Origin of the sequence: Pseudomonas putida, assembly GCF_002025705.1 — a bacterium.
GTDB classification, from domain to species: Bacteria; Pseudomonadota; Gammaproteobacteria; order Pseudomonadales; family Pseudomonadaceae; genus Aquipseudomonas; species Aquipseudomonas putida_J.
In genome coordinates this window covers 3,204,885-3,227,818 of record NZ_CP018846.1, presented here as the reverse complement: position 1 = coordinate 3,227,818, position 22,934 = coordinate 3,204,885, and the positions used below count along the sequence as shown (strand labels likewise).

The 22,934-nt window shown below is 64.3% G+C and carries 21 protein-coding genes; 7 read left to right on the top strand and 14 right to left on the bottom strand.

Annotation, left to right across the window (positions count from 1 at the left end; genetic code table 11):
• Positions 1–30 precede the first annotated feature (30 nt).
• The 5 genes from BUQ73_RS14500 to BUQ73_RS14480 form a co-directional block, all read right to left on the bottom strand.
• Positions 31–753, bottom strand: a complete 723-nt coding sequence (locus BUQ73_RS14500; RefSeq protein ID WP_079228549.1) for a proteasome-type protease — start codon at positions 751–753, stop codon at positions 31–33.
• 41 nt (positions 754–794) lie between these two features.
• Positions 795–1,574, bottom strand: a complete 780-nt coding sequence (locus tag BUQ73_RS14495; RefSeq protein WP_079228548.1) for a transglutaminase family protein — start codon at positions 1,572–1,574, stop codon at positions 795–797.
• Complete coding sequence (locus tag BUQ73_RS14490) at positions 1,571–2,521, bottom strand: alpha-E domain-containing protein (protein WP_079228547.1); 951 nt, start codon at positions 2,519–2,521, stop codon at positions 1,571–1,573. Before BUQ73_RS14490 ends, BUQ73_RS14495 begins: the two co-directional genes overlap by 4 nt.
• Positions 2,522–2,524: 3 nt before the next feature.
• Entirely contained in the window at positions 2,525–3,934 is a 1,410-nt protein-coding gene (locus tag BUQ73_RS14485; protein WP_079228546.1) for a circularly permuted type 2 ATP-grasp protein, read from the bottom strand.
• Positions 3,935–4,219: 285 nt separating this feature from the next.
• The gene (locus BUQ73_RS14480; protein WP_079228545.1) at positions 4,220–5,356 is read right to left on the bottom strand and encodes an MFS transporter; all 1,137 of its coding nucleotides are present in this window, start codon (positions 5,354–5,356) and stop codon (positions 4,220–4,222) included.
• A gap of 105 nt (positions 5,357–5,461) precedes the next feature.
• Between BUQ73_RS14480 and BUQ73_RS14475 the strand changes: the two genes are divergently transcribed.
• The gene (locus BUQ73_RS14475) at positions 5,462–6,424 is read left to right on the top strand and encodes a helix-turn-helix domain-containing protein (RefSeq protein ID WP_079228544.1); all 963 of its coding nucleotides are present in this window, start codon (positions 5,462–5,464) and stop codon (positions 6,422–6,424) included.
• Here the strand turns inward: BUQ73_RS14475 and BUQ73_RS14470 are convergent.
• The 3 genes from BUQ73_RS14470 to BUQ73_RS14460 are packed head-to-tail and all read right to left on the bottom strand — an operon-like array spanning position 6,400 to position 9,313.
• Positions 6,400–7,695, bottom strand: a complete 1,296-nt coding sequence (locus BUQ73_RS14470) for an NAD(P)/FAD-dependent oxidoreductase (RefSeq protein WP_079228543.1) — start codon at positions 7,693–7,695, stop codon at positions 6,400–6,402. The genes BUQ73_RS14475 and BUQ73_RS14470 overlap by 25 nt on opposite strands.
• A 26-nt stretch (positions 7,696–7,721) precedes the next feature.
• Positions 7,722–8,144 (bottom strand): RidA family protein, encoded by a 423-nt coding sequence (locus BUQ73_RS14465; RefSeq protein WP_079228542.1) that lies wholly within the window; start codon positions 8,142–8,144, stop codon positions 7,722–7,724.
• A gap of 29 nt (positions 8,145–8,173) precedes the next feature.
• Entirely contained in the window at positions 8,174–9,313 is a 1,140-nt protein-coding gene (locus BUQ73_RS14460) for a tyramine oxidase subunit B (protein WP_079228541.1), read from the bottom strand.
• Positions 9,314–9,608: 295 nt separating this feature from the next.
• Between BUQ73_RS14460 and BUQ73_RS14455 the strand changes: the two genes are divergently transcribed.
• Entirely contained in the window at positions 9,609–10,820 is a 1,212-nt protein-coding gene (locus tag BUQ73_RS14455) for an MFS transporter (RefSeq protein WP_050437211.1), read from the top strand.
• Positions 10,821–10,903: 83 nt separating this feature from the next.
• Entirely contained in the window at positions 10,904–11,845 is a 942-nt protein-coding gene (locus BUQ73_RS14450) for a ketopantoate reductase family protein (protein ID WP_079228540.1), read from the top strand.
• On the opposite strand, the gene BUQ73_RS14445 is transcribed toward BUQ73_RS14450, so the two are convergent.
• Positions 11,831–12,457 (bottom strand): NIPSNAP family protein, encoded by a 627-nt coding sequence (locus BUQ73_RS14445; RefSeq protein WP_079228539.1) that lies wholly within the window; start codon positions 12,455–12,457, stop codon positions 11,831–11,833. The genes BUQ73_RS14450 and BUQ73_RS14445 overlap by 15 nt on opposite strands.
• A 270-nt stretch (positions 12,458–12,727) precedes the next feature.
• Here BUQ73_RS14445 and feaR point away from each other — a divergent pair, with 270 nt between their 5' ends.
• Positions 12,728–13,627: a transcriptional regulator FeaR gene (feaR, locus tag BUQ73_RS14440; RefSeq protein ID WP_079228538.1), complete on the top strand. Its 900-nt coding sequence runs from the start codon at positions 12,728–12,730 to the stop codon at positions 13,625–13,627.
• A gap of 157 nt (positions 13,628–13,784) precedes the next feature.
• On the opposite strand, the gene BUQ73_RS14435 is transcribed toward feaR, so the two are convergent.
• The 4 genes from BUQ73_RS14435 to BUQ73_RS14420 form a co-directional block, all read right to left on the bottom strand.
• Positions 13,785–14,453 (bottom strand): DUF3313 domain-containing protein, encoded by a 669-nt coding sequence (locus BUQ73_RS14435; RefSeq protein ID WP_079228537.1) that lies wholly within the window; start codon positions 14,451–14,453, stop codon positions 13,785–13,787.
• A 51-nt stretch (positions 14,454–14,504) separates the two neighbouring features.
• The gene (locus tag BUQ73_RS14430) at positions 14,505–15,797 is read right to left on the bottom strand and encodes an OmpP1/FadL family transporter (protein WP_079228536.1); all 1,293 of its coding nucleotides are present in this window, start codon (positions 15,795–15,797) and stop codon (positions 14,505–14,507) included.
• 210 nt (positions 15,798–16,007) lie between these two features.
• On the bottom strand, positions 16,008–17,690 hold the full coding sequence (aspT, locus tag BUQ73_RS14425; protein WP_079228535.1) for an aspartate-alanine antiporter: 1,683 nt from the start codon (positions 17,688–17,690) through the stop codon (positions 16,008–16,010).
• 73 nt (positions 17,691–17,763) lie between these two features.
• Positions 17,764–18,576 carry a hypothetical protein gene (locus BUQ73_RS14420; RefSeq protein ID WP_079228534.1) on the bottom strand — a complete coding sequence of 271 codons (813 nt, stop codon included), beginning with the start codon at positions 18,574–18,576 and terminating at the stop codon, positions 17,764–17,766.
• A gap of 377 nt (positions 18,577–18,953) precedes the next feature.
• On the opposite strand from BUQ73_RS14420, the gene BUQ73_RS14415 reads away from it, so the two are divergent.
• The 3 genes from BUQ73_RS14415 to BUQ73_RS14405 are packed head-to-tail and all read left to right on the top strand — an operon-like array spanning position 18,954 to position 21,681.
• Complete coding sequence (locus BUQ73_RS14415) at positions 18,954–19,472, top strand: 2,4'-dihydroxyacetophenone dioxygenase family protein (RefSeq protein WP_079228533.1); 519 nt, start codon at positions 18,954–18,956, stop codon at positions 19,470–19,472.
• 54 nt (positions 19,473–19,526) lie between these two features.
• Positions 19,527–20,549, top strand: coding sequence for an NAD-dependent epimerase/dehydratase family protein (locus tag BUQ73_RS14410; RefSeq protein ID WP_202818626.1), 1,023 nt, complete (start codon positions 19,527–19,529; stop codon positions 20,547–20,549).
• Between the two features lie 52 nt (positions 20,550–20,601).
• Positions 20,602–21,681 (top strand): zinc-binding dehydrogenase, encoded by a 1,080-nt coding sequence (locus BUQ73_RS14405; protein WP_079228532.1) that lies wholly within the window; start codon positions 20,602–20,604, stop codon positions 21,679–21,681.
• On the opposite strand, the gene BUQ73_RS14400 is transcribed toward BUQ73_RS14405, so the two are convergent.
• Positions 21,672–22,700 (bottom strand): AraC family transcriptional regulator, encoded by a 1,029-nt coding sequence (locus tag BUQ73_RS14400; protein ID WP_079228531.1) that lies wholly within the window; start codon positions 22,698–22,700, stop codon positions 21,672–21,674. The genes BUQ73_RS14405 and BUQ73_RS14400 overlap by 10 nt on opposite strands.
• Positions 22,701–22,934 lie beyond the last annotated feature (234 nt).

Genomic DNA, 22,934 nt, shown 5'->3' with positions numbered 1-22,934 from the left:
CAGTTTTATCACTCGGCATTCATCAGGCCTTCAACCGTAAGGGGGCGCTGGCAGTTCGGCCAGCAGCCTTTTCAGGCCATCGCTCCATTGCCTGCGAATCTGTTGGTAGTAGGCATCGTCACTGCTGATGCGTTGGCGCGCGTGCGCCTCCAGGCTGTTCTTGCGGTACACCAGCAGGTCCAGCGGCATGCCCACCGACAGGTTGCTGCGAATGGTCGAGTCGAAGGAGATCAGGCCGCAGCGCAGCGCTTCGTCCAGGGGCGTGTGGTAGCTCAGGTTGCGGTCGAGAATCGGCCGGCCGTACTTGCTTTCGCCCAGTTGCAGGAATGGGGTATCTGCGGTGGCCTGGAAGAAGTTGCCCTGCGCGTAGACGTTGAAGATGGCCATGGGCCCGCCAGCAATCTGGCCGCCGACGATGAACGAACAGCTCAGGTCGATGCCGGCGGTCAGCTTGCTGCGGTCGCGGCTGACCACCTCGCGCAGGGTGTCGGCGACCAGCACCGTGGCGTCGTACAGCGTGGCAACGTTCAGCAGGTGCGGGCCAGGGCCCTGGGTACGTTGCTGGAGCAGGTTCACCACCGACTGCGAGGTCGCCAGGTTGCCGGCAGTCTGCAGGACGATCAGGCGCTCGCCCGGCAGGCTGAACACGAACAACTTGGCAAAGGTCGAGATCTGGTCGATACCGGCATTGGTGCGTGAGTCGCTGATGAAGACCAGCCCGTCCGCCAGGTGCATGGCGACACAGTAAGTCATGCGGGTTCCCTTGTTATCGCTGTGAACGGATGCAGCGCCGGTCACTGGCGGTGCACATGGACGCTGGCCTGCATCGACTCGGCGCCGCCACCCCGGCGCACGCCCCTGACCGGGCAGGCATCGAGGTAGTCCAGGCCCACGGCCAGCTTCAGGTGGCGCTCTGGCCGGGTGAGGCGGTTGGTGATGTCAAAGCTGTACCAGGCGTCGTCGACCCAGGCTTCGGCCCAGGCGTGGCTGGCCAGGTGCTGCTCGTCCTCGGTGCACAGGTAACCGGAGACGTAACGCGCCGGTATGCCCAGGCTGCGTGCACAGGCGAGGAAGGCGTGGGTGTGGTCCTGGCAGACCCCGGCAGCGCCGTTGAACGCTTCGATGGCGGTGGTGCCCACCGAGGTGCTGCCCGGGCGGTACGGCATGTGTTCGGCCAGGCCTTGCATCAGCCCGATCAGTGCCGCGCGGTCGCGGTGGGCACCGCAGTGGCGGCTGGCAAAGGCCTTGAGTGTGTCGTCGGCCTGGGTCAGGTGGCTGCCGCGCAGGAACGGCAGCGGTGATTGTTCACCGGCCTCCTGTTCGTGTGCCGGGTCGATCTCCACCTGGCCGCTGGCGGTCAGTGCCAGGTGGCCATGGGGTTTGTCCAGGGTCAGTACATGCAGGATGTTGCCATACGGGTCGATCTGGCCCTTCACCTTGCTGGGCAGGTCCAGGTGCCATTCATGGATGCGCTGGCGTTCGCTGCTGCGTGGTGTCAGGCGCAGGAACTGGATGCTGTTGCAGACGTCGCTGGCGTAGCTGTAGGTGGTGTCGTGGCGAATGGACAGTTTCATACGACCTCCAGGTAGGAGTGATGGACCGCCTGGCCCAGTTGGTTGATGCGCCCGAGGAAGTCGGTCAGCCATGGGTGCAGGCCTGCTTCGAGGATTTCGTCGACTGCGGTGTAGCGCAGGCGTGCATTGAGTTCGGCGGCCATGCGCTGGGCAGCGCGGCCGGTGCTGCCCGGCAGGCTGGCCAGGATCTGGTCCAGCTCCTCGATGCAGGCATGCAGCGAGCGCGGCACGTCCACCCGCAGCAACAGCAGCTCGGATACCGGCCGGGCACTGGGCGCGGCGCGATAGAGTTCGTTGAAGGCTTCGTACGAGGTCAGCGCGCGCAGCAAGGCGCTCCACTGGTAATAGCCGCGGGCAGAGTCGTCGCTGACTTCTTCGGAGGCTTCGCCAAACATTTCATAGCGTGCATCGAGCAGGCGCAGGGTGTTGTCCGCCCGTTCAAGGAAGGTCCCCAGGCGGATGAAGCTGTAGGCATCGTTACGCATGATGGTGCCCGAGGTCGCCCCGCGGAACAGGTGCGAGCGTTCCTTGACCCAGTCGCAGAACTGGCTGATGCCGTACCGGCCCAGGCCGTTGCTGGCGATGTTGCGCATCTCGATCCAGGTGGCGTTGATGTTCTCCCACATGTCGGCGGTGATGCGGCCACGCACCGCATGGGCATTGGTCCTGGCTGCCTGCAGGCAGCAATAGATGCTGCTCGGGTTGGTCGCGTCGAGGGCGAAGAAGTGCAGCATGCGTTCGGTATCGAGCGTGGTGTGCCGGCGGCGGTAGTCGTCCAGCGTTCCGGAGGCCAGCAGCGACATGGCCAGCTCGGCATGGCCGTCGCTGCGCCCGGCCTGGGGCATCAGCGACAGCGAATAACTGACCTCGAGCATGCGCGCGAGGTTTTCTGCACGCTCCAGGTAGCGCGACATCCAGTACAGGTCGGAAGCGGTTCTTGAAAGCATGGTTCAGTCCTCCACCACCCAGGTGTCCTTGGTACCGCCGCCTTGCGACGAGTTGACCACCAGCGAGCCTTCCTGCAGCGCCACACGGGTCAGGCCACCGGGCACCAGGCGGGTTTCACTGCCTGACAGCACGAACGGGCGCAGGTCGATGTGGCGCGGGGCGATGCCGCTGTCGACGAAGGTCGGGCAGGTGGACAGGCATAGCGTGGGTTGGGCGATGTAGGCATGCGGGCGGGCCTTGATGCGGGCGCGGAAATCCTCGATCTGCGCGCTGGTCGACGCCGGCCCGACCAACATGCCGTAGCCACCGGAGCCCTGGGTCTCCTTGACCACCAGCTCGGGCAAGTGGGCCAGCACATGGGACAGCTCCGCAGGCCGGCGGCATTGCCAGGTGGGGACGTTGTTGAGGACCGGCTCTTCGCTCAGGTAGAAGCGGATCATGTCGTCGACATAGGGGTAGATCGACTTGTCGTCGGCCACCCCGGTGCCCACTGCGTTGGCCAGCACCACGTTGCCGGCACGGTACACCGAGATCAGCCCCGGTACGCCCAGCATCGAGTCGGGGTTGAACGACAGCGGGTCGAGGTAGTCGTCGTCCAGCCGGCGGTAGATCACGTCTACCTGTTGCGGCCCGGCGGTGGTGCGCATGTACACATGCTCGTCACGGATGAACAGGTCGGCGCCCTCGACCAGTTCGATGCCCATTTCCCGCGCCAGGAAGGCATGTTCGAAATAGGCGCTGTTGAAGCGCCCCGGGGTGAGCAGTACCGCGGTCGGGTTGTCCAGCGGGCTGGCGCTCTTGAGCGTGTCCAGCAGCAGGTTGGGGTAGTGGTCGATAGGGGCGATACGCTGGGCGGCGAACAGCTCGGGGAACAGCCGCATCATCATCTTGCGGTCTTCGAGCATGTAGCTGACACCGCTGGGGGTGCGCAGGTTGTCTTCCAGCACGAAGTAGCTGCCATCGCCATCGCGCACCAGGTCGACGCCGGCGATATGGGCGTACAGCCCACGGTGCAGGTCCAGGCCCTGCATGGCGATCTGGTAGCCCTCGTTGGCCAGCACTTGCTCTGGCGGGATGATGCCGGCCTTGAGGATGCGCTGGTCGTGGTAGATGTCCTGCAGGAACAGGTTAAGCGCCTGCACCCGCTGGATACAGCCACGTTCGACCATGCGCCATTCGCTGGCGCGAATGCTGCGCGGGATGATGTCGAAGGGGATCAGGCGCTCGGTGTCCTGCTTGTCGCCGTACAACGTAAAGGTGATGCCGGCTCGGTGAAACAGCAGGTCGGCTTCGCGCCGACGTTGCTCCAGCAGCTCCAGCGGGGTATTGGCCAACCAGCGGGCGAATTCCTGGTAATGCGGGCGGCAACTGCCGTTCGCTTCGTACATCTCATTGAAAAAAGCCCGGTCCATAGCCACTCCTTGCCACCGTTGCTGGCAGTGCGTTGTGCATGCAAAAGGCCATTGCAATGAAGGTGCCGAAAGTTCGGCGCAGCGCTGGAAGTTGTGAGGATGTGCGGTAACGCCCTGAAATTGTGTGGTTTATCGAGGCGTTGAAGGGCCACACAGCGCGCAGTGGTAGCTGCCCATGGCCGCAGAAGCCGCCCGGCGTGCATCAAAAAGGCGCGTTATGCATCCTGCTGCCGATTTTGACCCGAGTTGGTGCTTGCCTTTGCAGCACCAACCGCCTCTGCAGGTTCAACGCCGTGGCTGCCAGGCGCAATTCAGCGCCGCCAGGGCCAGCACCGAGGCCGCGCCCGCATAGGCCCAGATCGCGGGTACTTGCGGCAGCAGCACACCGGCCAGCATCGGCCCGAGCCCGGCACCGATGTCGCGCCATACGGCATTGCCGGCCAGTGCCTGGATGCGCCCCTGCGGGTTGCGCAGCGCAACCAGCGTCATCACCAGCGGCAGTTGCAAGGCGCGCAGCACGAGCACGAAGAAGGCGCCGATGAACAGCCATTGGCTGGCGAACACCAGCAGCGCCAGCGAGGTGGCCAGCGACAGCACCACCAGCATGCGCAGGGGCCCGAAGCGGTCGGCCAGCCGCCCGCCGAAGGGGCTGAAGAGCATTTCGCTCAGGTAGCGCACCGCCATCAGCACACCGGCCACCAGCACCCCCGAGCTGCCCATGTGGAGTTGCGCATAGAGCGACAGGCCGAAGATGAACAGCCCGTCCAGGGTTACCCCTTCAATGAAGGACCAGGTGGCGATGCTGTCCGGCAGACGCAGGCGTCGGCCGCCTGGGCTGGCAATCGCGTGGCCGCGGGCGGGCAGGGCGCGGGCGCGCCACTGGCCGCACAAGGCGCTGATGCAGAGCACGAAGAACACGCTGCGCGGGCCGCAGGCCTGGGCCATCACTGCGCCCAGCGGCAACGCCAGCATCGGCCCGATGGCCAGGGTAGCCCGCGAGCGCCCGGCACGCCGGGCCGCACCCTGCGCCTCGGCGGTGGCGAGGGTCTGGGTACTGAGGTTGAAGGTGGCGAAGCACAGGCCCCAGACCAGGCGCAATACCAGCAGCGCGGCGAAACCGGAAAGCGTGGCATTGCCCAGTGCGCACAGCGCCGCCGCAGCGGCGGCGAGGCTGCAGGCCGCGCGATCGCCGTGGCGAGCGTAGAAACGCACCACCCAGCTGTAGCCGACGATGCGTACCAGCCGATTGGCCGCCAGCAGCAGGCCCGCTTCGGCCAGGGTTACGCCAAAGTCGGCGGCGAACATCGGCAGCAACAGGTAGAGCAGCACATCACTGGGCAGGCACAGGCCGAGTACCTGGGCGGCGTTGCGCGAATCTCGGTCGGCGCGCTGGATGGGCGCCGCATCGGCAGCGGAGGACATGGCAATCTCGTGACGAAGGGGGCTTGCAGGATAACCCGCTTGCTTACCCGTGTGGCCCGCTCTTTGCTTCTCTGCGCCACATGCACTTGAGGTAACAGAAACGCCATGCACGCCCAACGCCATCGCTTCAATGACGTCAACACCCATGCCAGCGCCATCCTCGGCTGGCAGCAGACCTACGACCAGATCAGCGCCGGCAGCGCCCACACCGAACTCACCCATCTCACCGCAGAGCGCTTCCAGATTTTTCATGAGTGCCTGGACAAGCGCGTGGTCCAGCACGGGGTGGCGCCGGCGCGGCGTTTTTGCCTGGCGATACCCGCTGGCAGCGCGGGTGCCGGGGTGTTCCAGGGCAGCAGCGTCGGTAGCGCGGATGTCACTCTTCTTCACAGTGGTCAGGAATTTTTCGTCCATGCGCCCGAGGGCATGGACCTGCTGGCGGTCAGTGTCGACGCCGATCGTCTGGAACAATTGGCCGAGCGTGAGTTCAGTGCCCAGGAGCTGCGTGCATTGAACCGCACCACCCGGCTGAACGTCAGCCCGGCTTTTCTGGGGGCGGTACGTCTGCAACTGCAAGGCTTGATCGACGCGGCGCTGCAGGGTGAAGCGCTGGTGGAAGCGCAGCTCGAAGACTCGCTGCTCGAGTGCATGCTGGTGCTGCTGGATCAGGTCAACCAGGACGGCAGCGGGCGTGGGGGGAATGTTGCGGTCAGCGCCTATCTGGTCCGCCAGGCGCACCAGATGGCTCTGGACTGCCTGGACGAGCCGTTATCGGTGTTGCAGATCTGCGAGCGGCTGGATGTCAGCCGCAGCACTTTGCAGCGCAGCTTCCTGGGGGTCACCGGCCTGAGCCCGGTCGAGTACCTGCGCACGGTACGCCTGAATGCCGTGCGTCAACGGCTGCAGCGCACCGCAGCCGAGCAGTTCACCGTTGCCCGGGTGGCCAGTGATCTTGGCTTCACCCACCTCGGGCATTTTTCCGGGGCCTACCGCGCGCTGTTCGGTGAACTGCCTTCGCACACCCGTCGCCTGGACAGCCTTGGTCAGGCAAAGCGTTCCAGGCGGTAAGGGGTCGGGTCCACCAGGGGAGTGCTGCCATCGACCAGGTCCGCCGCCAGTTGCCCGGCCGCTGGCGAGGTACCGAAGCCGTGGCCGGAGAAGCCGGTAGCCAGCACCATCCCCGGTAGCTGCTTGACTGGCCCTATCACGGGCAGCGAGTCGGGGGTCACATCGATGGTGCCGGCCCACGCCTGCTCGATGCGCGCCTGCTTGAATACCGGCCAGGCGGCTCTGAGGTTGTTCAGCGCCTCCTGGTTCAAGGCCGGGTTGGCAGCAGGGTCCTGGGTGCGGATCCGCTCGAATGGCGAGACCGCAGTGGGCGACCAGCGCCGCGCCAGCGCCAGGTCCTTGAAGAACGGCTTGCCGAACGACACCCGCAGCAAACCCCGTTGTGCCCGGAACTGCGGCAGGTAGCGTGAGCCCAGCAAGGCATGATCCAGGGTCAGGTGCGCGTCGAGGGCACCCCGTTGGGTGATGATGAAACCGCCGTCGATATGCTTGCGGAACGAGAAATCTGGGCCGCCCACGGCGATGTCGGTCGGGCCTTCCATGGGCGCCGTACGCAGCACCGAGCAGTTCAGCGGCAAGCTTGGCAGGGCGACCCCGTGGTTGCCCAGCAGGCGCCGCGACCACAAGCCGCCCGCCAGCAGCACCTGCTCGCAGCGGATCTCGCCGTGTTCGGTCACCACGCCGTCGATGCGCCCGGCGGCGGTGGTGACGCTGCGCACGGCGCACTGCTCGACAATCACTGCGCCACGGGCCATGGCGGCCTGGGCGATGGCGCTGCTGGCCAAGGTTGGCTCGGCACGGCCGTCGCTTTCGGTGAAGATGCCACCCGCCCAGGTCGCTTGCCCACCCGGTACGCGGCGGGCGATTTCGGCGTTGCTCAACAGGCGCGAGCCCACTGGCAGGCCTTGCACCGACGCCAGCCAGGCTTCGTGCATGGCCATCTGCCCGGGCTCGCGGGCGGCGAACAGGATGCCCGCCTGCCGGTAGCCGACCTCGCGGCCGACCCGGGCGGGCATCTGTGCCCACAGGCGGTCCGCTGCCAGGGCCAGGGGCAGGTCCTCGCGGTGGCGGCTGGTCTTGCGCACCCAGCCCAGGTTGCGCGAGGACTGCTCGCCAGCGATGCGGCCTTTCTCCAGTACCACCACCGGGATGTTGCGTTCGGCGAGGGTCAGTGCAGCGGTCAGGCCGACGATGCCGCCGCCGATGATGACCACGGTGGTGGCACTGGGGGGTGTGGTTGCGCAGTGCACCGGCGCGATGACAGGGGACATGGGCGGTTCTCCTCGAAGCGGGCGGGCTAGCGCTGCAGGTCGATCAGGTGGGTGGTGGCGCGGGATGCTCCGCGGTAGGCGGTGACCTCCAGCTCCACTCGGTAGACCGTCGAGCCCAGAGGCGGGCAGGTGACCGTGCTGGCTGGGTCGACTCCTCGGAACACTTCACCGACGATGGTCATCACGGTGGCGACATCCGCAGGGTTCTGGATGAACACCCGTGAGCAGACCACGTCGGCGAGGGTTGCATCCACGGCGTTCAGCGCGGCTTCGATGTTGGCGAACACCTGGCGGGTCTGTGCTTCGAGGTCCTCGGGAATTTCGCCCGTCGCCGGGTTGCGCCCGGCGGTGTTGGAGACGAAGATCCAGTCGTCCACGGCTACCAGGCGCGAGTAGCTGCCCAGGGTCTCGTATTTCGATCCGGTTTTCAGTTTGGTGATTTGCAGCATGGTATTGGCCTCAGGGTTGGGTGGATGAATCAGCTCAGTGCAGGGCTTTCCCACAGGTTCAGGCGCACGCCGACACCGCGTTCCAGCGCCTGGCGGTACACCACCGTGCCCCAGGCCACATCCTCGACCGGCATGCCGCCCACCGACATGATGATGATCTCCTCGTCGTTGCGCCGGCCGGGCGCAACGCCTGCGACGATCTTGCCGATGTCCTCCAGCTGATCAGCCGGCAGGCTGCCTTCGGCGATCATGTCCATGAAGCGCACGCCCACCAGCGGCACATGGTTGTGTGCGGGCTTGGGCAGCTCCTCGAACCAGGCTTCGTACAGGCCGGTGTTGTCGACCACCTTGCGCACGTCGGCCTGTTCCATGCCGGCATCGATGCTGCAGCCAGCCGGCATGGCGAGAAACGCGCCGGGCTTGACCCATTCACGCTTGACCAGCGGGTAGCTGGACGGGTCACCGGTTTCGCCGGAGGTGCAGTAGGTCACCAGGTCCGAGCCACGTACCACGGCCTCGATGCTGTCCACCACTTCGATGGTGGTGATCTGCGGATAGGTGTCGCCTACCCAGCTGATGAAGTCGTCCAGGCTTTTCTGGCCGCGGCCCTTGAGCTTGAGCGTATCGACTTGCGGGCACACGGCCATGAACGCGGCCACGGTGGTCTTGCCCATGACGCCAGGGCCCAGCAGGCCGATCACCCGCGAGTCGCGGCGGGCCAGGTGGCGTGCGCCGACTCCGGGGATGGCGCCGGTGCGGTAGGCCGACAGCAGGTTGGCCGACATGTGCGCCAACGGGGCGCCGGTGTCGGGGTCGTTGAGGGTGAACATCAGGATCGAGCGCGGCAGGCCTTTGTCGCGGTTGGCGATATTGGAGCCGTACCACTTGACCCCGGCGGTGCAGAAGTCGCCGCCCAGGTAGGCCGGCATCGCCATCATGCGCCGGTCGGCGGTAGGTTTGGGCATGTTGGGGAAAGGCGAGTCCTTGGGGAAGGTGATCATTGCACCGTGGGAATCGCTGTTCGGCCCGGCCATGCGGTAGTCACCGTGGTGCAGCAGGGCGAACATCTGCTCCATGGTGTTCACGCAGGCCAGCATGTCGGTGACGCCGGCGCGGATCATGTCCTGCTCGGACAGGTAGAGAAAGTCGATTTTTGTAGTTGTAGTCATGGCTTGTCTCGAAGGCATGGGGGAAGTGCCTGCAGCGGGGGGCTGCTGCTGACGGTGCCGATGTTAGGAATGCGCCAGGGCGCGCGGCTATCCCGAATTGGTCAGGAATGACGGGGTGCCTGCAGCCATGCCGGTCCGTGCTCTCTAGCCCGGGGCTTTGCGTGTTTTCGACGCATTTCGGGCCACGGTGGTGTTGGCAGGCATGGCCAAAAGCCCGGCAATGCGGTACATGCCATGTGCCTTCGAGCGCTGCACACTGTGGCGGTCGCAAGGCACCTCAATTCAGGATCAGCCCATGAAAACAACAACATCCAATCCGATTGACAAGACATCCGTGTACATCTGCGCAGGCCTGGTTTCCGCTGGCGGGGCGCTGCTGCTCAATGTGCTGCCGGTACTGTTCGGCGCCTTGGCCGAGCAGTTCGGTTATGGCGAACAGCAACTGGGCAGCCTGGCCATGGCCATGAACCTCGGTTTCGGGGTGCTCGGCCTGGCCTCGCTGCTGTGGATCCAGCGCCTGAGCTGGCGGGTGATTTCCACTTTGGCCTCGCTGCTGGTGGCGGCTGCGCTGGCGGGCATGCTGGGCAACCCCACGTACGAGACGCTGATGCTGCTCATGGCCCTGGCAGGCGCCGGTACCGGTGGGCTGTATGCCTTGGCGATGACCATTTTTGGCGACAGCGCGCAACCTGAGCGGGCATTCGGTTTCAAGCTGGGCATGGAGACCGTGCCCGGCGCCGTGCTGTTGATCGTGTTGCCGGTCGCCGTGGCGCCGCTGTGGGGCTTCCAGGGCATGCTGGTGACACTGGTCATCAGCATGCTGCTGATGGGCGTCGCGCCTTTGCCGTGGGTGCCGAGCCGCAGCGCGCGGCAGCTGGAGGCGCGCGCAGGCGGGGCGCCGGTGGTGTGCCGCGAGAGCCGCACCATTGCCTGGCTGAGCCTGCTCGCCAGCCTGGTGTTCCTGACCGGCATCATGTCGGTGTGGGCATTCCTTGAACTGATGGGCAAGAAGAGCGGCTTGTCTTCGGACACCATTGGCTCGGTGCTGGCGCTCGGTTTCATCATCAACGCCGGTGGCGGTTTCATCGCCTCGTCGGTCGGCCTGAAGGCCGGGCGCTTCCTGCCGGTGGCGGTGATCATTGCGGCCGAGGTGGCCGGCCTGGTGCTGTTGGCACAGTTCGACTCGCTGACCACCTACGTGGCCGGGGTGATGTGCTTCCTGTTCTCGATCAGTTTCGTGCTGGCCTACACCTTCGGCGTGATGGCCGAGTTCGACCTGTCGGGGCGGTTGGTTGCTTTGGGTGCGCTGTGCCTGTCGGTCGGCGCGGCGGTGGGGCCGGCGGTCGGTGGCCTGCTGATCGAATCTTACGGCTACACCGCCGTGCTGCTGTTCTCCGGTGCCTGCTCGATCAGCGTGCTGGCGATCTACGGTGCTGCCGTGCTGCGCTCGCAGCAGGCGGGCAAGCGCGAGCCGATTGGCGACGCGGTGACCTTGCCAAAGCTGTGACGGATGCAGCCTGGGTAGAAGAGGCTCGCCGGGGATGACCCGGCGAGCTTTTTCATTTCACGCAGATAAGGACGAAACCAAGCATGAAGATTGCTGTGATCGGGGCAGGGGCGATGGGCAGCCTGTTTGCCGCCAGGTTGATCGATGCCGGTGCCGAGGTGACCTTGGTCGATGTCGATGAGCACTTGCTCCACGCCCTGCGCACCCATGGCCTGCGCCTGGAAGACGAACTGGGCGCACGCGTGTACTGGCCGCAGGCGGCGCGCGCCGAGCAGTTGCACGGCCAGGTCGATGTCCTGCTGATGTTGACCAAGAGCTATCACACCCGCCAGGCCATGCAGGCAAATCGGCATCTGCTCAGCCAGCAGACCCTGGTGGTGACGTTGCAGAATGGTCTGGACAGCGTGCCGGTGCTGCGCGAGTTCGTGGCTGACCGTTGCCTGGCCATAGGCATGACCCTCTACCCGGCCGATGTGCTGGCGCCGGGTAGCGTCCGCAGCTGCGGCGCTGGCGAGGTGCGCTTGCGCGGGCTGTTGCCTGGGCCGCAGCCGCTCGGCCCATTGCAAGCTCTGATCGATTGCTTGCGCCGCGGCGGCATGCACTGCATCGAGGACCCGGACATCGAGGTGAGCATCTGGGAAAAGGTCGCCTTCAACACGGCCCTGAACTCGCTGTGTGCCCTGGCGGGGGAGAATGTCGGCGAGCTTGGCCGATGCTCGCGTGGGCGCGAAGTGGCCCTGACATTGGTCGCCGAGGCTGCGGCCATTGCGGCGTCGGTGGGTGTGGCGCTGGATCCGCTGCGGGTCACGCAGGCAGTGGAACAGGCGTTCGTCGTGCACGCCGCGCACAAGCCTTCCATGCTCCAGGACCTTGAGCATGGCAGGCGCATGGAGGTCGACGCGCTGTCCGGCGCCTTGCTCGCCCATGCCCGGCGCCAAGGCGTGCAAGCCCCGGCCATGGCTGCCGTCGACAGGCTGCTGCGCAGGGCGCAGCGGCGCCGTGCGCTTTTGTCAGTGCAGCGGTGAGAAGGCGGCGGGCAGATACACCACCGAGTTCATCTTCTGTAGCTGCGGGGCAGAATTCTCCGGCGGCCACACGCCGTCGCCGACGGCGCGGGTGCGCACATCCAGGCGCTGCTCCAGGCTGGCGTAGGGCCAGATGTGCAGGTAGCGCGGCACCCGGCCATTGGTGGCGTAGAACGCCGCATATACTGGCGAGTACTGCTCACCAGTGCGCGGCCCGACCGCCTTGCGCCAGCCGTCCAGGGTTGGTAGCAACCCGGAGCTGACCAGGTCGTACTCACGCAGCTCGTAGAACGGCCCATGCTTGCCGGGGGCCAGCGGCTGCAGGAAGGGGAACAGGCGGTAGTCGTCCATGTGCTGCTCGAGCACGAACTCACCGATTCCGAAGGCGTCGCTGGCCAGCAGCACACGCTCGCGTTCGGCCGCCTGGACTTCGACGCTGGCGAAGCGGCGCAGCACGGCAATGGTGTTCTGCGGGCCGATCTCGGACACCCAGCAGCCGATCAGCTCGACACCTTCCATGGCAGCCTGCAAGGCCTCCTGAAGGCGCGGCAAGGCCTGGCCGGGTGTGCGCACGCGCAAGGTGAAACGCAGCAGTTCGTAGTGGTGGGACATCAAGCGTGCTCCTGGATAAAAAAGGCCCGGACCTTCCCCGCACGGCAACGCCCGGGCAAAACGGTAGGAAACGCTAAAGGTCAGTGGGTGGGGCGCTCAATGACAGCCAGGCGCAATGTTGTTGCGTTACGTGCAACGATGGCTCGGCGGTAGGTGACGAAAGGCAATGTGGCGCGGTATGTGCTTACCGTTCGCCTATCAGTCTTTTTGTTACCCAAAATCACGTGAATATTGCACTAATATGGCGCGTGCTCTCGATAGAGGTGGTTCATGAACGGTCAAGCGATGTCTGTCTGGAACGCGAGTGTCCACGCGGTATGCGGGCGCTTCGAAACGCGCTACGACCACTGCCAGAGCCTTTTCATCGGCGATTTGCGCCCCTCGCTGCTGGGCACCACGCAGGTCGCCCATATCCGTAGCAATGCCCATGCGATCGCCCGTTCGGGGCGCGAGGCGGGGCGTGACGGCGATACACATTGTTTCCTTGTGTTACAACAGCACGGGGAAATGTCCATCGAGCTGGGCGACCGGGTAATTGAGCTGCGCGAAGGTGACATGGCCTTGCTGGACTCGGCGCAGGCGATGAAGATGATCCCCCGCGGGCTGTTCTCCCACGTGTCCATTCACGTGCCCCGTGAGCGCTTGAAAAACCTGGACCCCAGCCGTTTCGGCAAGCTGTCCACCGCCGGCGTGTGTGGCCAGTTGCTGGCGACGTTGGTGCGCCAGGTGGCCGAAGGCGAGCTCGAACAGTGGGCCTGCCCGGAAGACGGTGACGGGTTGCAGGCCGCGCTGGTCGGGCTGCTTGGCTCGGTGTTGGAATACCGGGCGCGTGACAGTTCGCCCGGCCTGCACCTTCACGAAGTGCAGTCACTGATCCAGCAGCGCCTGGATTCGCCGCGCCTGACGCCCGTCGCCCTGGCCGAGGAATTGGGCATCTCCAGCCGCCAGCTGTATCGCCTGTTCGAGGCCAGCGGTGACAGCGTCTGCCGCTACATCCTGCGCGAGCGGCTGCTCAGGGCTGCTCAGGACTTGCGTAACCCTGCCTATGGTCATCGCTCGATCACCGACATCGGTACCCGTTGGGGCTTCGCCGATTCCGCGCATTTTTCCAAGACGTTCAAGAAGCAACTGGGGATGGCGCCACGCAGCTATCGCAGCCAAGGGCAGTAGCTCAGAGGAGGGGGCTCAAACGCCTGCACCGCTTGGGCAGGCACGACCCGTAATCTGGCAGGGAGGGCGGCGATAGTTGCCGCCCCCCGCCAGGGTGATGCGCAAGTGGGCCATGAAGTGGCGCTGTTCAGTGCGCCCCGTGCTGAAGGGAAGTGGCTTATTTTCTCAAGGCCTGGAACGAGCTGACCATGTCCTTGGCCCAGCCATCGAGTACGGCTTTTGCGTCTTTTGCCTGCATGACCTGGGATGAGTTTTCCAGCTCGGTCCCTGCGCCCTTGCGTACGACTTCGGCCACTACCTGGTTGCTGTCGCCATCGATAAACGCGGCCTCGGTGGCAATGCTGGTGTCCTGGTCACGAATACCGGTGGCGGTGCTGATGCCGGCGGCGATCAGCGCAATCGGGATCACTTCATAGGGGCGCAGGCTCTTGGTCTTGGCGCTCACGGCGGTAATCGCCGGGCGCACCACCAGCACGCCCGGGCCAGGGCTGGTTGCCAGTGGCAAGGCCTGGGAGAAGTGATTCTTGAGTGTCTGGTCGTAGTATTGCGTGATGCCCTGCAAGGTCGCTTGCGGCACCTTATCGGTCGGTTGCGGCTTGGGGTAGAGCTGGCTGGGTTCGATATAGACGCTGGTGTAGCGCTTGGCATCGACCCCCGGTTTTATCCAGCGCATCACGGGCGCGCCCGAAGGCGACTTGTCTTCCTTGAGTACGCTGTAGTCCTTCAGAAAGCCCGAATATTGGTCGGATTCCACGTACTTGCTGGCGCACCCTTGCAACATCAAGGTTGCAAGGCACAACGATGCAGCCAATGTCTTGGTGTTCATGCAGCTTCTCCTTCGTCGCGATGATCAATTCCCAAAGCAGTACCGGGTGGGTCAGAAGCGCCAGGTGGCACCACCGCCAACGATGTGCAGGGCGCTGTTGTCGTAGCTGCCGGACAAGGTCGTGCCGGAGCGCGACTTGGTCTGTTCAACGTCCATGTTGCCGAGCCACACCAAGGTGTAGGCCAGGTGCAGGTCCAGGCCCTCGTCAACCTGGTAATTGACACCGGCGGCCAGCCGCCAGGCCTCGCCCATCGGGTTGTCGACCGTGCGGTCCTTGTCGTCCACGGCCGAGCTGTCATAACCCAGGCCAACGCTCCAGCGCCATTGCCGGGTGGCCTGGTACTGTGCGCCCACCGAGGCATGCCAGGTGTCCTTGTACTTGCGGTCGACCGTGCGGCTGGTACCTCCAGCGTTGCTGTCGACCTCCACGCCAACGTCGCCGAAGTCGCTCCAGTCCTGCCAGTTGAGGCTGCCGAGCAGGGTCCACTGGTCGTCAAGCTCATGGGCGATGCTGAAGGTCACGGTTTGCGGCACATTGAGGTCGAGCTCCAGCGAATCCACGTCGAGGCGGCGCAGGGCGGCGTTGAGCAACGGGTTGTTGATGTCCTTGAGGTGCGGTTTGTCCTCGAACTCCAGCTTGACCTTGCTGGTGTAGGCCAGGCCGACGCGGGTGCGCGGGTCGACTTGATACAGCAGGCCCAGGTTGACGCCCACGCCGACATCGGTGTCCTTGTATTCCAGCTGCCCGTCCGGCCGGTCGGCCAGCCCCAGCAGGTTGTTGTTGATGGCCATTTCGGTGCGGTAGTAACCGACCATGATGCGCGGCCCGACACCGATCGACAGGTCATCGGTGAACTTGTAGGCCAAGGTCGGCTGCATCGACACGCCGATCACCGCGGCTTCCTGGGTGAAATAGCGGCCAGCCCAGTCATCGTCGTAGTCCAGGGCCAGGCCAAAGTTGCCGTACATGCCAAAGCCGATGGCCGAGCGTTCGTCGATCTGGTGGCTGATGAACAGGCTGGTACCGGGCAGGTACTGCAGGGCGTTGCCGCCTTCGTTGCCATCGAACTGGTTGCCGCTGTCGCGGGAAAAGCGTATGTCGCCAAGGATCACCTGGGCGTTGGCGCTTATCTGGGTGCCTTTGAGCCGGGTGATGCCGGCCGGGTTGCTCATGAGGACGCTAGGGTCGTTAGCCAGTGCAGCCGAGCCGGCATTGGCCAGGCCGTTGCCTTCCTGGCCGGCCTCATAGATGAGAATGCCACCGGCCCAGGCCGCGTTGCCGTACAAGCATGAAGTGCAGAACAACAAGGCCGCCGAGCGGCGCAGACTGAACAACGATTCCATCAGACGCTCCTTGTGACTGAAGCGCTGTACCTTTCAAGGCAACTGCCAGCGAACGTTGAGGTGTAGCAGAAGCAGGGTAGCCATGTTGAAATCAGGCACTTGGCGCTGGCTGCTCTCTTACACGGCTACATCACTTTTTGAATGAGAAGCAGGTGCCTGGGCTGTGAGTTAGTACTTTAGACGACACCTTCAGGCGAGCAAGTCGATGCATCAGGCAAAGGCAATGATGATCGGCCCGCACACTGCGAGCAGTACGTTGGAGATGGCATAGCAGACGGTAAAGCCGATCACAGGGGTATTGCTCCCTGACTGCTCGATGATCTTGTTCATCGATGCCGCCTCGGTCTGCGCACCGGCCAGGGCGCCTAACAGGATCATCGGATGCAGGCGCAACACATAGCGGCCGAAGTATAGCGTGACCAACGGTGGAATGAGGGTCACCAGTGCCCCTGCCAGCAGCAGCGCCATGCCTTGTTCCTTGACCGCCGTAAGCGCCGCAGGCCCCGCCAGCAAACCCACCACCGCGCCGAAGGCGGTGAGGCCGAACTCGGAAAATGCCCACTGCGCCGCAGGTGGCAGGGCGCCGAGTTCGGGGTGTCGCGAGTTGTACCAACCGATCAGCAGCCCGGCCAGCAGCACACCCCCGCCGATACCGAGTTCCACCGGGATCATGCCGATATGGGTAGACAGCAGCCCGACCAATGAACCGACCACCAGGCCCAGCGCATGGATGGCGATATCGCTGCGGTAGCTGGGGTGACGGATGCGTCCAAGCTGCGCGGCCAGTGCCTCGACACTGCTGGCACGCCCGGTGAGGCTGATGACGTCGCCACGGCGCAGCGTGGTATTGGGCAACAGGGGCAAGGGCAGGCCTTGGCGAGTGATGCCTGTCAGGAAGCACCCCATCCGCTCGGTGCCGGTAAGTGCCGCCTTGACCTGGTGCAGGCTGCGGCCGGCAAGTCGGCGATTGGTCAGCACGATGTCGGCGCTGCGAGTGGGGAACGACAGGCTTGGCGGGTGATCCACCTCCGGGCCAATCCAGTCATGCAGGTCACTCACGGCATCGCGCAGGGCGTAAATGCCCAGGATGTCGTCACGTTCGAGCAGCAATGCCGGGTCGCGCTCCAGGTGCTGCCCGGCACGGGTGATGCGCTCGATGCTCAGGGCCGGGTGCAGTGCTTCTACATCGGCAATGCTCAGGCCGGGTGCTTGAGCAGCGGTAAGCCGGTGGGCGCGCACGACAATGCGTGTATAGGGAATGCTGATGGCGTCTTCGTTGCGCTCGATGCCCAGTTCGCGCTCCAGTTCCTGGGCGCTGCTGCGCAAGTCCACGCCGAGCAGGCGTGGCGCCAGGCTGCCGACAAAGACGATCAGCCCGACGGTGCCGAACACGTAGGTGATTGCATAGGCCACCGCCATGTGGCTGTTGAGCTCGGCCTTGGCCGCAGTGTCCAGCGGCAGCTGGGCGATGGCGCTGCTGGCCGTGCCCATGATCGCCGTGTCGGTCAGCGCGCCGGCGCCCAGGCCTGCGGTAAAGCCTGCATCGAAACCGTACAGTGCATTCATCGCCAGGATCACGGCCAGGGCGGTACCGCATAGCACCAGCGAAAGCATGACCAGTTTTAACGTGCCGCGGTTGAGGCTGCCGAAGAACTCCGGGCCGCTTTTGAATCCCACCGCGTAGATGAACAAGGCGAAGAATACGGATTTCAGTTCGTGGGGCACCTGCAGGCCGATCTGGCCGATCAGCAACCCCATCAGTAGCGCGCCAGCGACCGAACCCAGGTGGAAACTGCCCAGTTTCAGGCGGCCAAGCAGGATGCCCAGGGCGATGGCGAGAAACACTGCAATTTCAGGGTTGTCACGTAGTGCGTTCAGGACCCTGTCGATCATCTTGGCACCCTCGCGAACGGCAATCCGCCATAGCTGGACAAGTATGCGTGCAATCGGTAGATGGGCAATTCAGTCAGCGAGGAAACAGCAATGTCACTGCTGCGCGAAAGCCCCAGCCTTGGGGGCCATCGCCTGATCTGTCCAGCCAGTACCTCGGGCCTGCCTGGATTGTCAGGGGTTGGCCTTTTATCTTGAGCAGTTGGGTAACGGTCAGGTTGACGGGGACCGACCATTCACGCGCTTGCCAGTCATAGGTCGATTCCGTGTTGATGCCGTAGGTGGTGAGCGACTTGGTGGTGTACGACAGGAAGGGCTGCAGGAATGTCTGATTGACCTTTTCCTTGCCATCCGGTGGGCTGCCGTCAAGCCCCCAGATATGGTTGGCGAGTATGCCTCGGGTCCAACCATTTGACTGCTTGAGCGCTACCGCAGTCGGGCCCAGGCCCCACTGTTCATTCCCGAGCAGTTCGTCGCTGGCGGTCGGAATCAACAAGGCTGGACCTGCACCGAGGATCCATCCGCTGTCGGTGGGTTTGCTGGGGGAAAAGAAGAAGCTTTGCGTAATGTCACCTGCGCCTGATTTGTCGGCTGCGCCGTTGGGGGCCAGGCCGTGCTGGTCGATGACAGGCAAGATGGTGCGTGAAATGAGGTTCCAGTCCTCGTTCAGCGTGAATGGCAGCACTGGCTGGATGTTGGTCACGCTGTGCATACCATCACCGGTGGAGCCGATCTTCTGATCCCAGTTGTACTGCACGGGCAGGCTGTACATGGCAGCCACCGGGTTGAGGGCAGCCTTGGCCAGTTCTGCGGAGTCTTCAGCCTGGGCACTTCCCGCGCCAACAGCGATGACCAGCGAGATCCCGCATGTGCAATGGACTTTTTGCATAAGCTCTTCCTGTTGAGAGGCAATTGGAAGTTCGCAGGCATTGCCCCAGCGCTAGTGTAGACGGCGACTGCTTGCACGGTGAGGGCTGGCAAATGGCAATTTCAATTGCCGCCCAGTGCGCGTTGGAATTTGCTAGTGCCGCAGATGAAGACCTGGAGAACATGGTGAGCAGGCGCTCGAACCCGCTGAGGAGGGTAGTGCACCTTCGGGCCGGGCTCCGAGGGTGCACTCACGGAGCCGGTGTTTGCGTGATTCCAGCCTGGCGTCAAATGACAAACGAATGACCGCAAGTGACAATCTTCTCGGGATGGCGCGGCCGCAACATGGCGACAGGACACACCGTATTCCTGCCCCATCGCCGCCTGAGGAGAATAACAATGCCAATGCCCACTCCCGTGTTCGAGCACAAGGAACTGCTCACCCTCAACACACATGAGTTGCCGATCTATGAGAATGCCCTCGCGCCTTATTTTCCGGGCGTCCACGTACAGCCTTTGTATCTGGACCCGAACCTGGGGATCTGGACCCTGCGCGTGATCTTCGAGCCCGGCGTCTGCCTGCCGTGCCACTACCACACAGGCCCCGTTCACCTGTTCACCCTGACCGGGCGCTGGAACTATGTGGAGTACCCTGAGCAACCGCAGACCGCCGGCTGCTACCTGTACGAACCGGGCGGCTCGATCCATACCTTCAGCGTGCCTGCAGACAATAGCGAAACCACCGAGACCCTGATGGTGGTGCAGGGCGCGAACATCAACTTCGACCAGGCAGGCAACTTCGTCAACGTGATGGATGCCAGCGACATCATGCAGGTCATCGACCGCCTGGTGCAGGAGCGCGGCCTGGAGCCTGCGCGCTACATCCGCCCTGGCCACGCCGGCTACACCGTCGGCTGATCCCTGCGGGCACTCCAGTGCCCATCTTTCACAGGCCTTTCTGGAGCGTGCTCGATGAGCCATCCTGCAATGCCGACCGGGGCACAGGGGCAAACCCCCCAGCTGCCAGGTTCGGTCTTCATTACTGGTGCCTGCGGGTTCATCGGCCAGGCCCTTGCCCGGCGCTACCGGGCATTGGGCGCCGAAGTGCGCGGCATGGACTTGCGCGCCGACCCGGCCAATGGTGTCGTTGCCGGCGACCTTGGCCAGCCGGGGCAGTGGGCCGAGGCGGCCCGAGGCTGCGAACTGTTCATCAATACCGCGGCGGTGGTCTCGCTTGCGGCACCCTGGACGCTCTACCGCGATGTCTCGGTGCGTGGCGTGCGCAACTGCCTGGACGTCGCCATCGCCAGCGGGGCTAAACGCTTCGTGCAGTTCTCTTCGATCGCGGCCCTGGGTTGGCAATACCCGGAACAGGCCGACGAGCGCTGTGACGTGGTCATCGGCGAGCAATACCGCTATGGCGTGGCCAAGGGTGCCAGCGAGCACCTGGTGCTTGCCGCCCATGCGGCCGGCGAGCTCGAATGCACCATCGTAAGGCCCGGGGACGTCTATGGCCCGGGCTCGCGCGCCTGGCTCACCGAGCCTTTGAAGATGGCCAAGGCCGGGGCGCTGATTCTGCCCAACGGCGGCGCTGGCCGCTGGACCCCAGTGTACATCGACGACCTGCTCGACGGCGTGATGCTGGCCGCAGGCCTGGACCAGGCCAAAGGGCAGATCTTCCATATCAGCGCGGCGGAATCGGTCAGTTGCCTGGAGTTCTTCAGCAACCACTGGCAGTGGGCGGGGCGCTCCGGCAGCCCGCGCAGCCTGCCGCTGCCGTTGGCGACGCTGCTCACCCGCGGCGTCTGGTACGCCAACCGGCTGCTCGGTCGGCCCAACGAGGTCAGCCCGGATGCCATGTACATGTTCTCCCGGACCGGGGGTATCTCCATCGAAAAAGCCAGGGCGCTGTTGGGCTATGCCCCTAAGGTCAGCCTGCAGGAGGGCCTGCGCCGTTCTGAAGCCTGGCTGCGGGAAGTCGGCCAGCTGAACTGACATTGCCGCGGGCACATGCACGCGCAGCCCGCGCCTGAACAAGGAGACAACCATGAAAGCCGTCGTCATGCGCGACAACCAACTGCAAGTCGAACAGTTGCCCAACCCCGAGCCCGGCCCAGGCGAGGTACTGGTCAAGACACTGGCCTGCGGCATCTGCGGTTCGGACCTGCACATGTTCCACCACTGCAAACGGGTGCTGGCCAATTTCAAGCGCGGCAACATCCCGATCGCCTTCGACGATCGCCAGGGCGTAGTGTTCGGCCACGAGTACTGCGCCGAGGTTCTCGACCACGGCCCTGGCAGCGACAAGCAGCTCAAGGTGGGCACTCGGGTATGCGCGCTGCCGTTCGTGATCAGCCCCCAAGCCTTCCACCACATCGGCTTCTCCAACCAGTATCCCGGTGGCTACGGCGAACAGATGGTGCTTGCCGAGCAGATGCTGATGGCGGTGCCCGGTGACCTGCCGGCCGAAATCGCGGCCTTGACCGAGCCCCTGACGGTGGCCGCCCATGCGGCGAACCGCGCGCGCCTGGACGGCAGCGAAGTGCCGGTAGTGATTGGTTGCGGCCCGATCGGCCTGGCGATGATTGCCATCCTCAAGTCCCGTGGCATTGGCCCGGTGGTGGCGGCGGACTTCAGCGCCGGGCGCCGCGCGCTGGCGGAGAAGATGGGCGCCGATATCGTGGTCAACCCCGCCGAACAGTCGCCCTACAGTTCGTGGCTGGAGGTCGCCGCGCCGCAGGGCTACGACATGGATGGGCCTATGGCATTGCTGGGCTTGGGCCCGCAACCCAAGCCATGCGTAGTGTTCGAATGCGTCGGCGTGCCGGGGCTGATCCAGCAAGTGATCCAGCATGCACCACCGCGCTCAAGGTTGATCGTGGTGGGGGTGTGCATGGAGAGTGATCGGATCGAGCCGCTGATCGCCATCGGCAAGGAGATGAACGTACATTTCTCGTTCGGCTACACCTACGAGGAGTTCGCCCAGACCTTGCTTGCCTTGGCCGACGGCCAGCTGGATGCGGCACCGATGATCACCGGCCGCATTACCCTGGACGGCGTGGGCGAGGCATTTGCAGCGTTGGCCCAGCCGGATCAGCAGGCCAAGATCATCATCACCTACCCTTGAACCTGCAGCGGGGTAGCGCGTAGTTGTACGCGCCGCTCCCGCGGCGACAAACCATACCAGCGCCGGCAAGCACGATTGAACGAGCTTTGTTCGAGATAGCCGAGCAGCCCGGCAATTTGCGCCATGGGCATCTGCGCTTCGGCCAGGTACAGCTCGGCCAGCTCGCGACGCACGCGCTCGACCATGTGTTCGAACACTTGGCCGTGCTCGGCCAGGCGCCGCTGCAGTGAGCGTTCGCGCATCCCGAGCTGCTCGGCGATCAGCGGCAGCGCGCAGCGATGGGTCGGCAGCAGGCGGCGGATAGCCACTTCCACCTGGCTGTGCACCTGCAACGGGTTGCTGGCGCCCAGGCTGCTGACGTACTCCATCATCGTGTCATGCAGCTGCCGGTTGTGCTGGTCGATCGGTTTTTCCAGGTGTTCGGGCAACAGCACCAGAGCATTCTGTGCCTGGCCAAAGTAGGTGCGGGCGCCAAAGAAGCGTTGGTAACGGTTTTGCGGCAGGCGCGCCTCGCTGCGCGAAAGTACCGAATGGGGCCGGAAACCCGGGCCATGAAGCATCTGCAACGCCTTGAACATCACCCCTAGCGACAGCTCGATGATCTGTGTCTGGCGCGGCGCCGGCTGCAGGCGCATTTCGTAGACCAAATGCGCGCGGCCGGGGGCGCTGTCGTTGTCCAGATACACCAGTACGCCCGGGCTGTAGGTATGCAGGAAGCGTGTGATGGCGGCAATGCCTTCGGCTACGTTACGTGCGTTCTGGCCCACTACTGCCAATGGCCCGAGAATCATCAGGCTCTGCCGTTCGGCCAGGCGCAGGCCGAAGTCCGCACAGTCAAGTTGCTCTGCGCAGCGTTCCAGCAGATTGATCATGGACCGGTAGGGGATGACGGCGCCGGTGTTATCGAGCAGTTTCGGGTCTATCTGCATCTGGCGCAGCAGGCGGTCGGGGTCGCCGCCCAGGTCTCTCACCAGCTCGGCGAAGCCGGTCAGTGAAGTGGTCTTGATCAATGCTGTCATGATTATTGGTCTTTTTGCTGAACAGGATCGAACGGGTTTGACAAGGAAGACAGTTTTTACCCCCTGCGCCAGAAAAAATCGACGGCTGACGGCAAATGACAAAAGGCCTGCTGGCCTTCACCATTTTGACAGTGCTTTGGAGAGCAGTGATGTGATTTCGTGCAACCTGAATCGCAGCGTGCGATGTGTATTGCCAGCGCGTTCGAGCCATGATTAGAATGCGATCAATTCTTA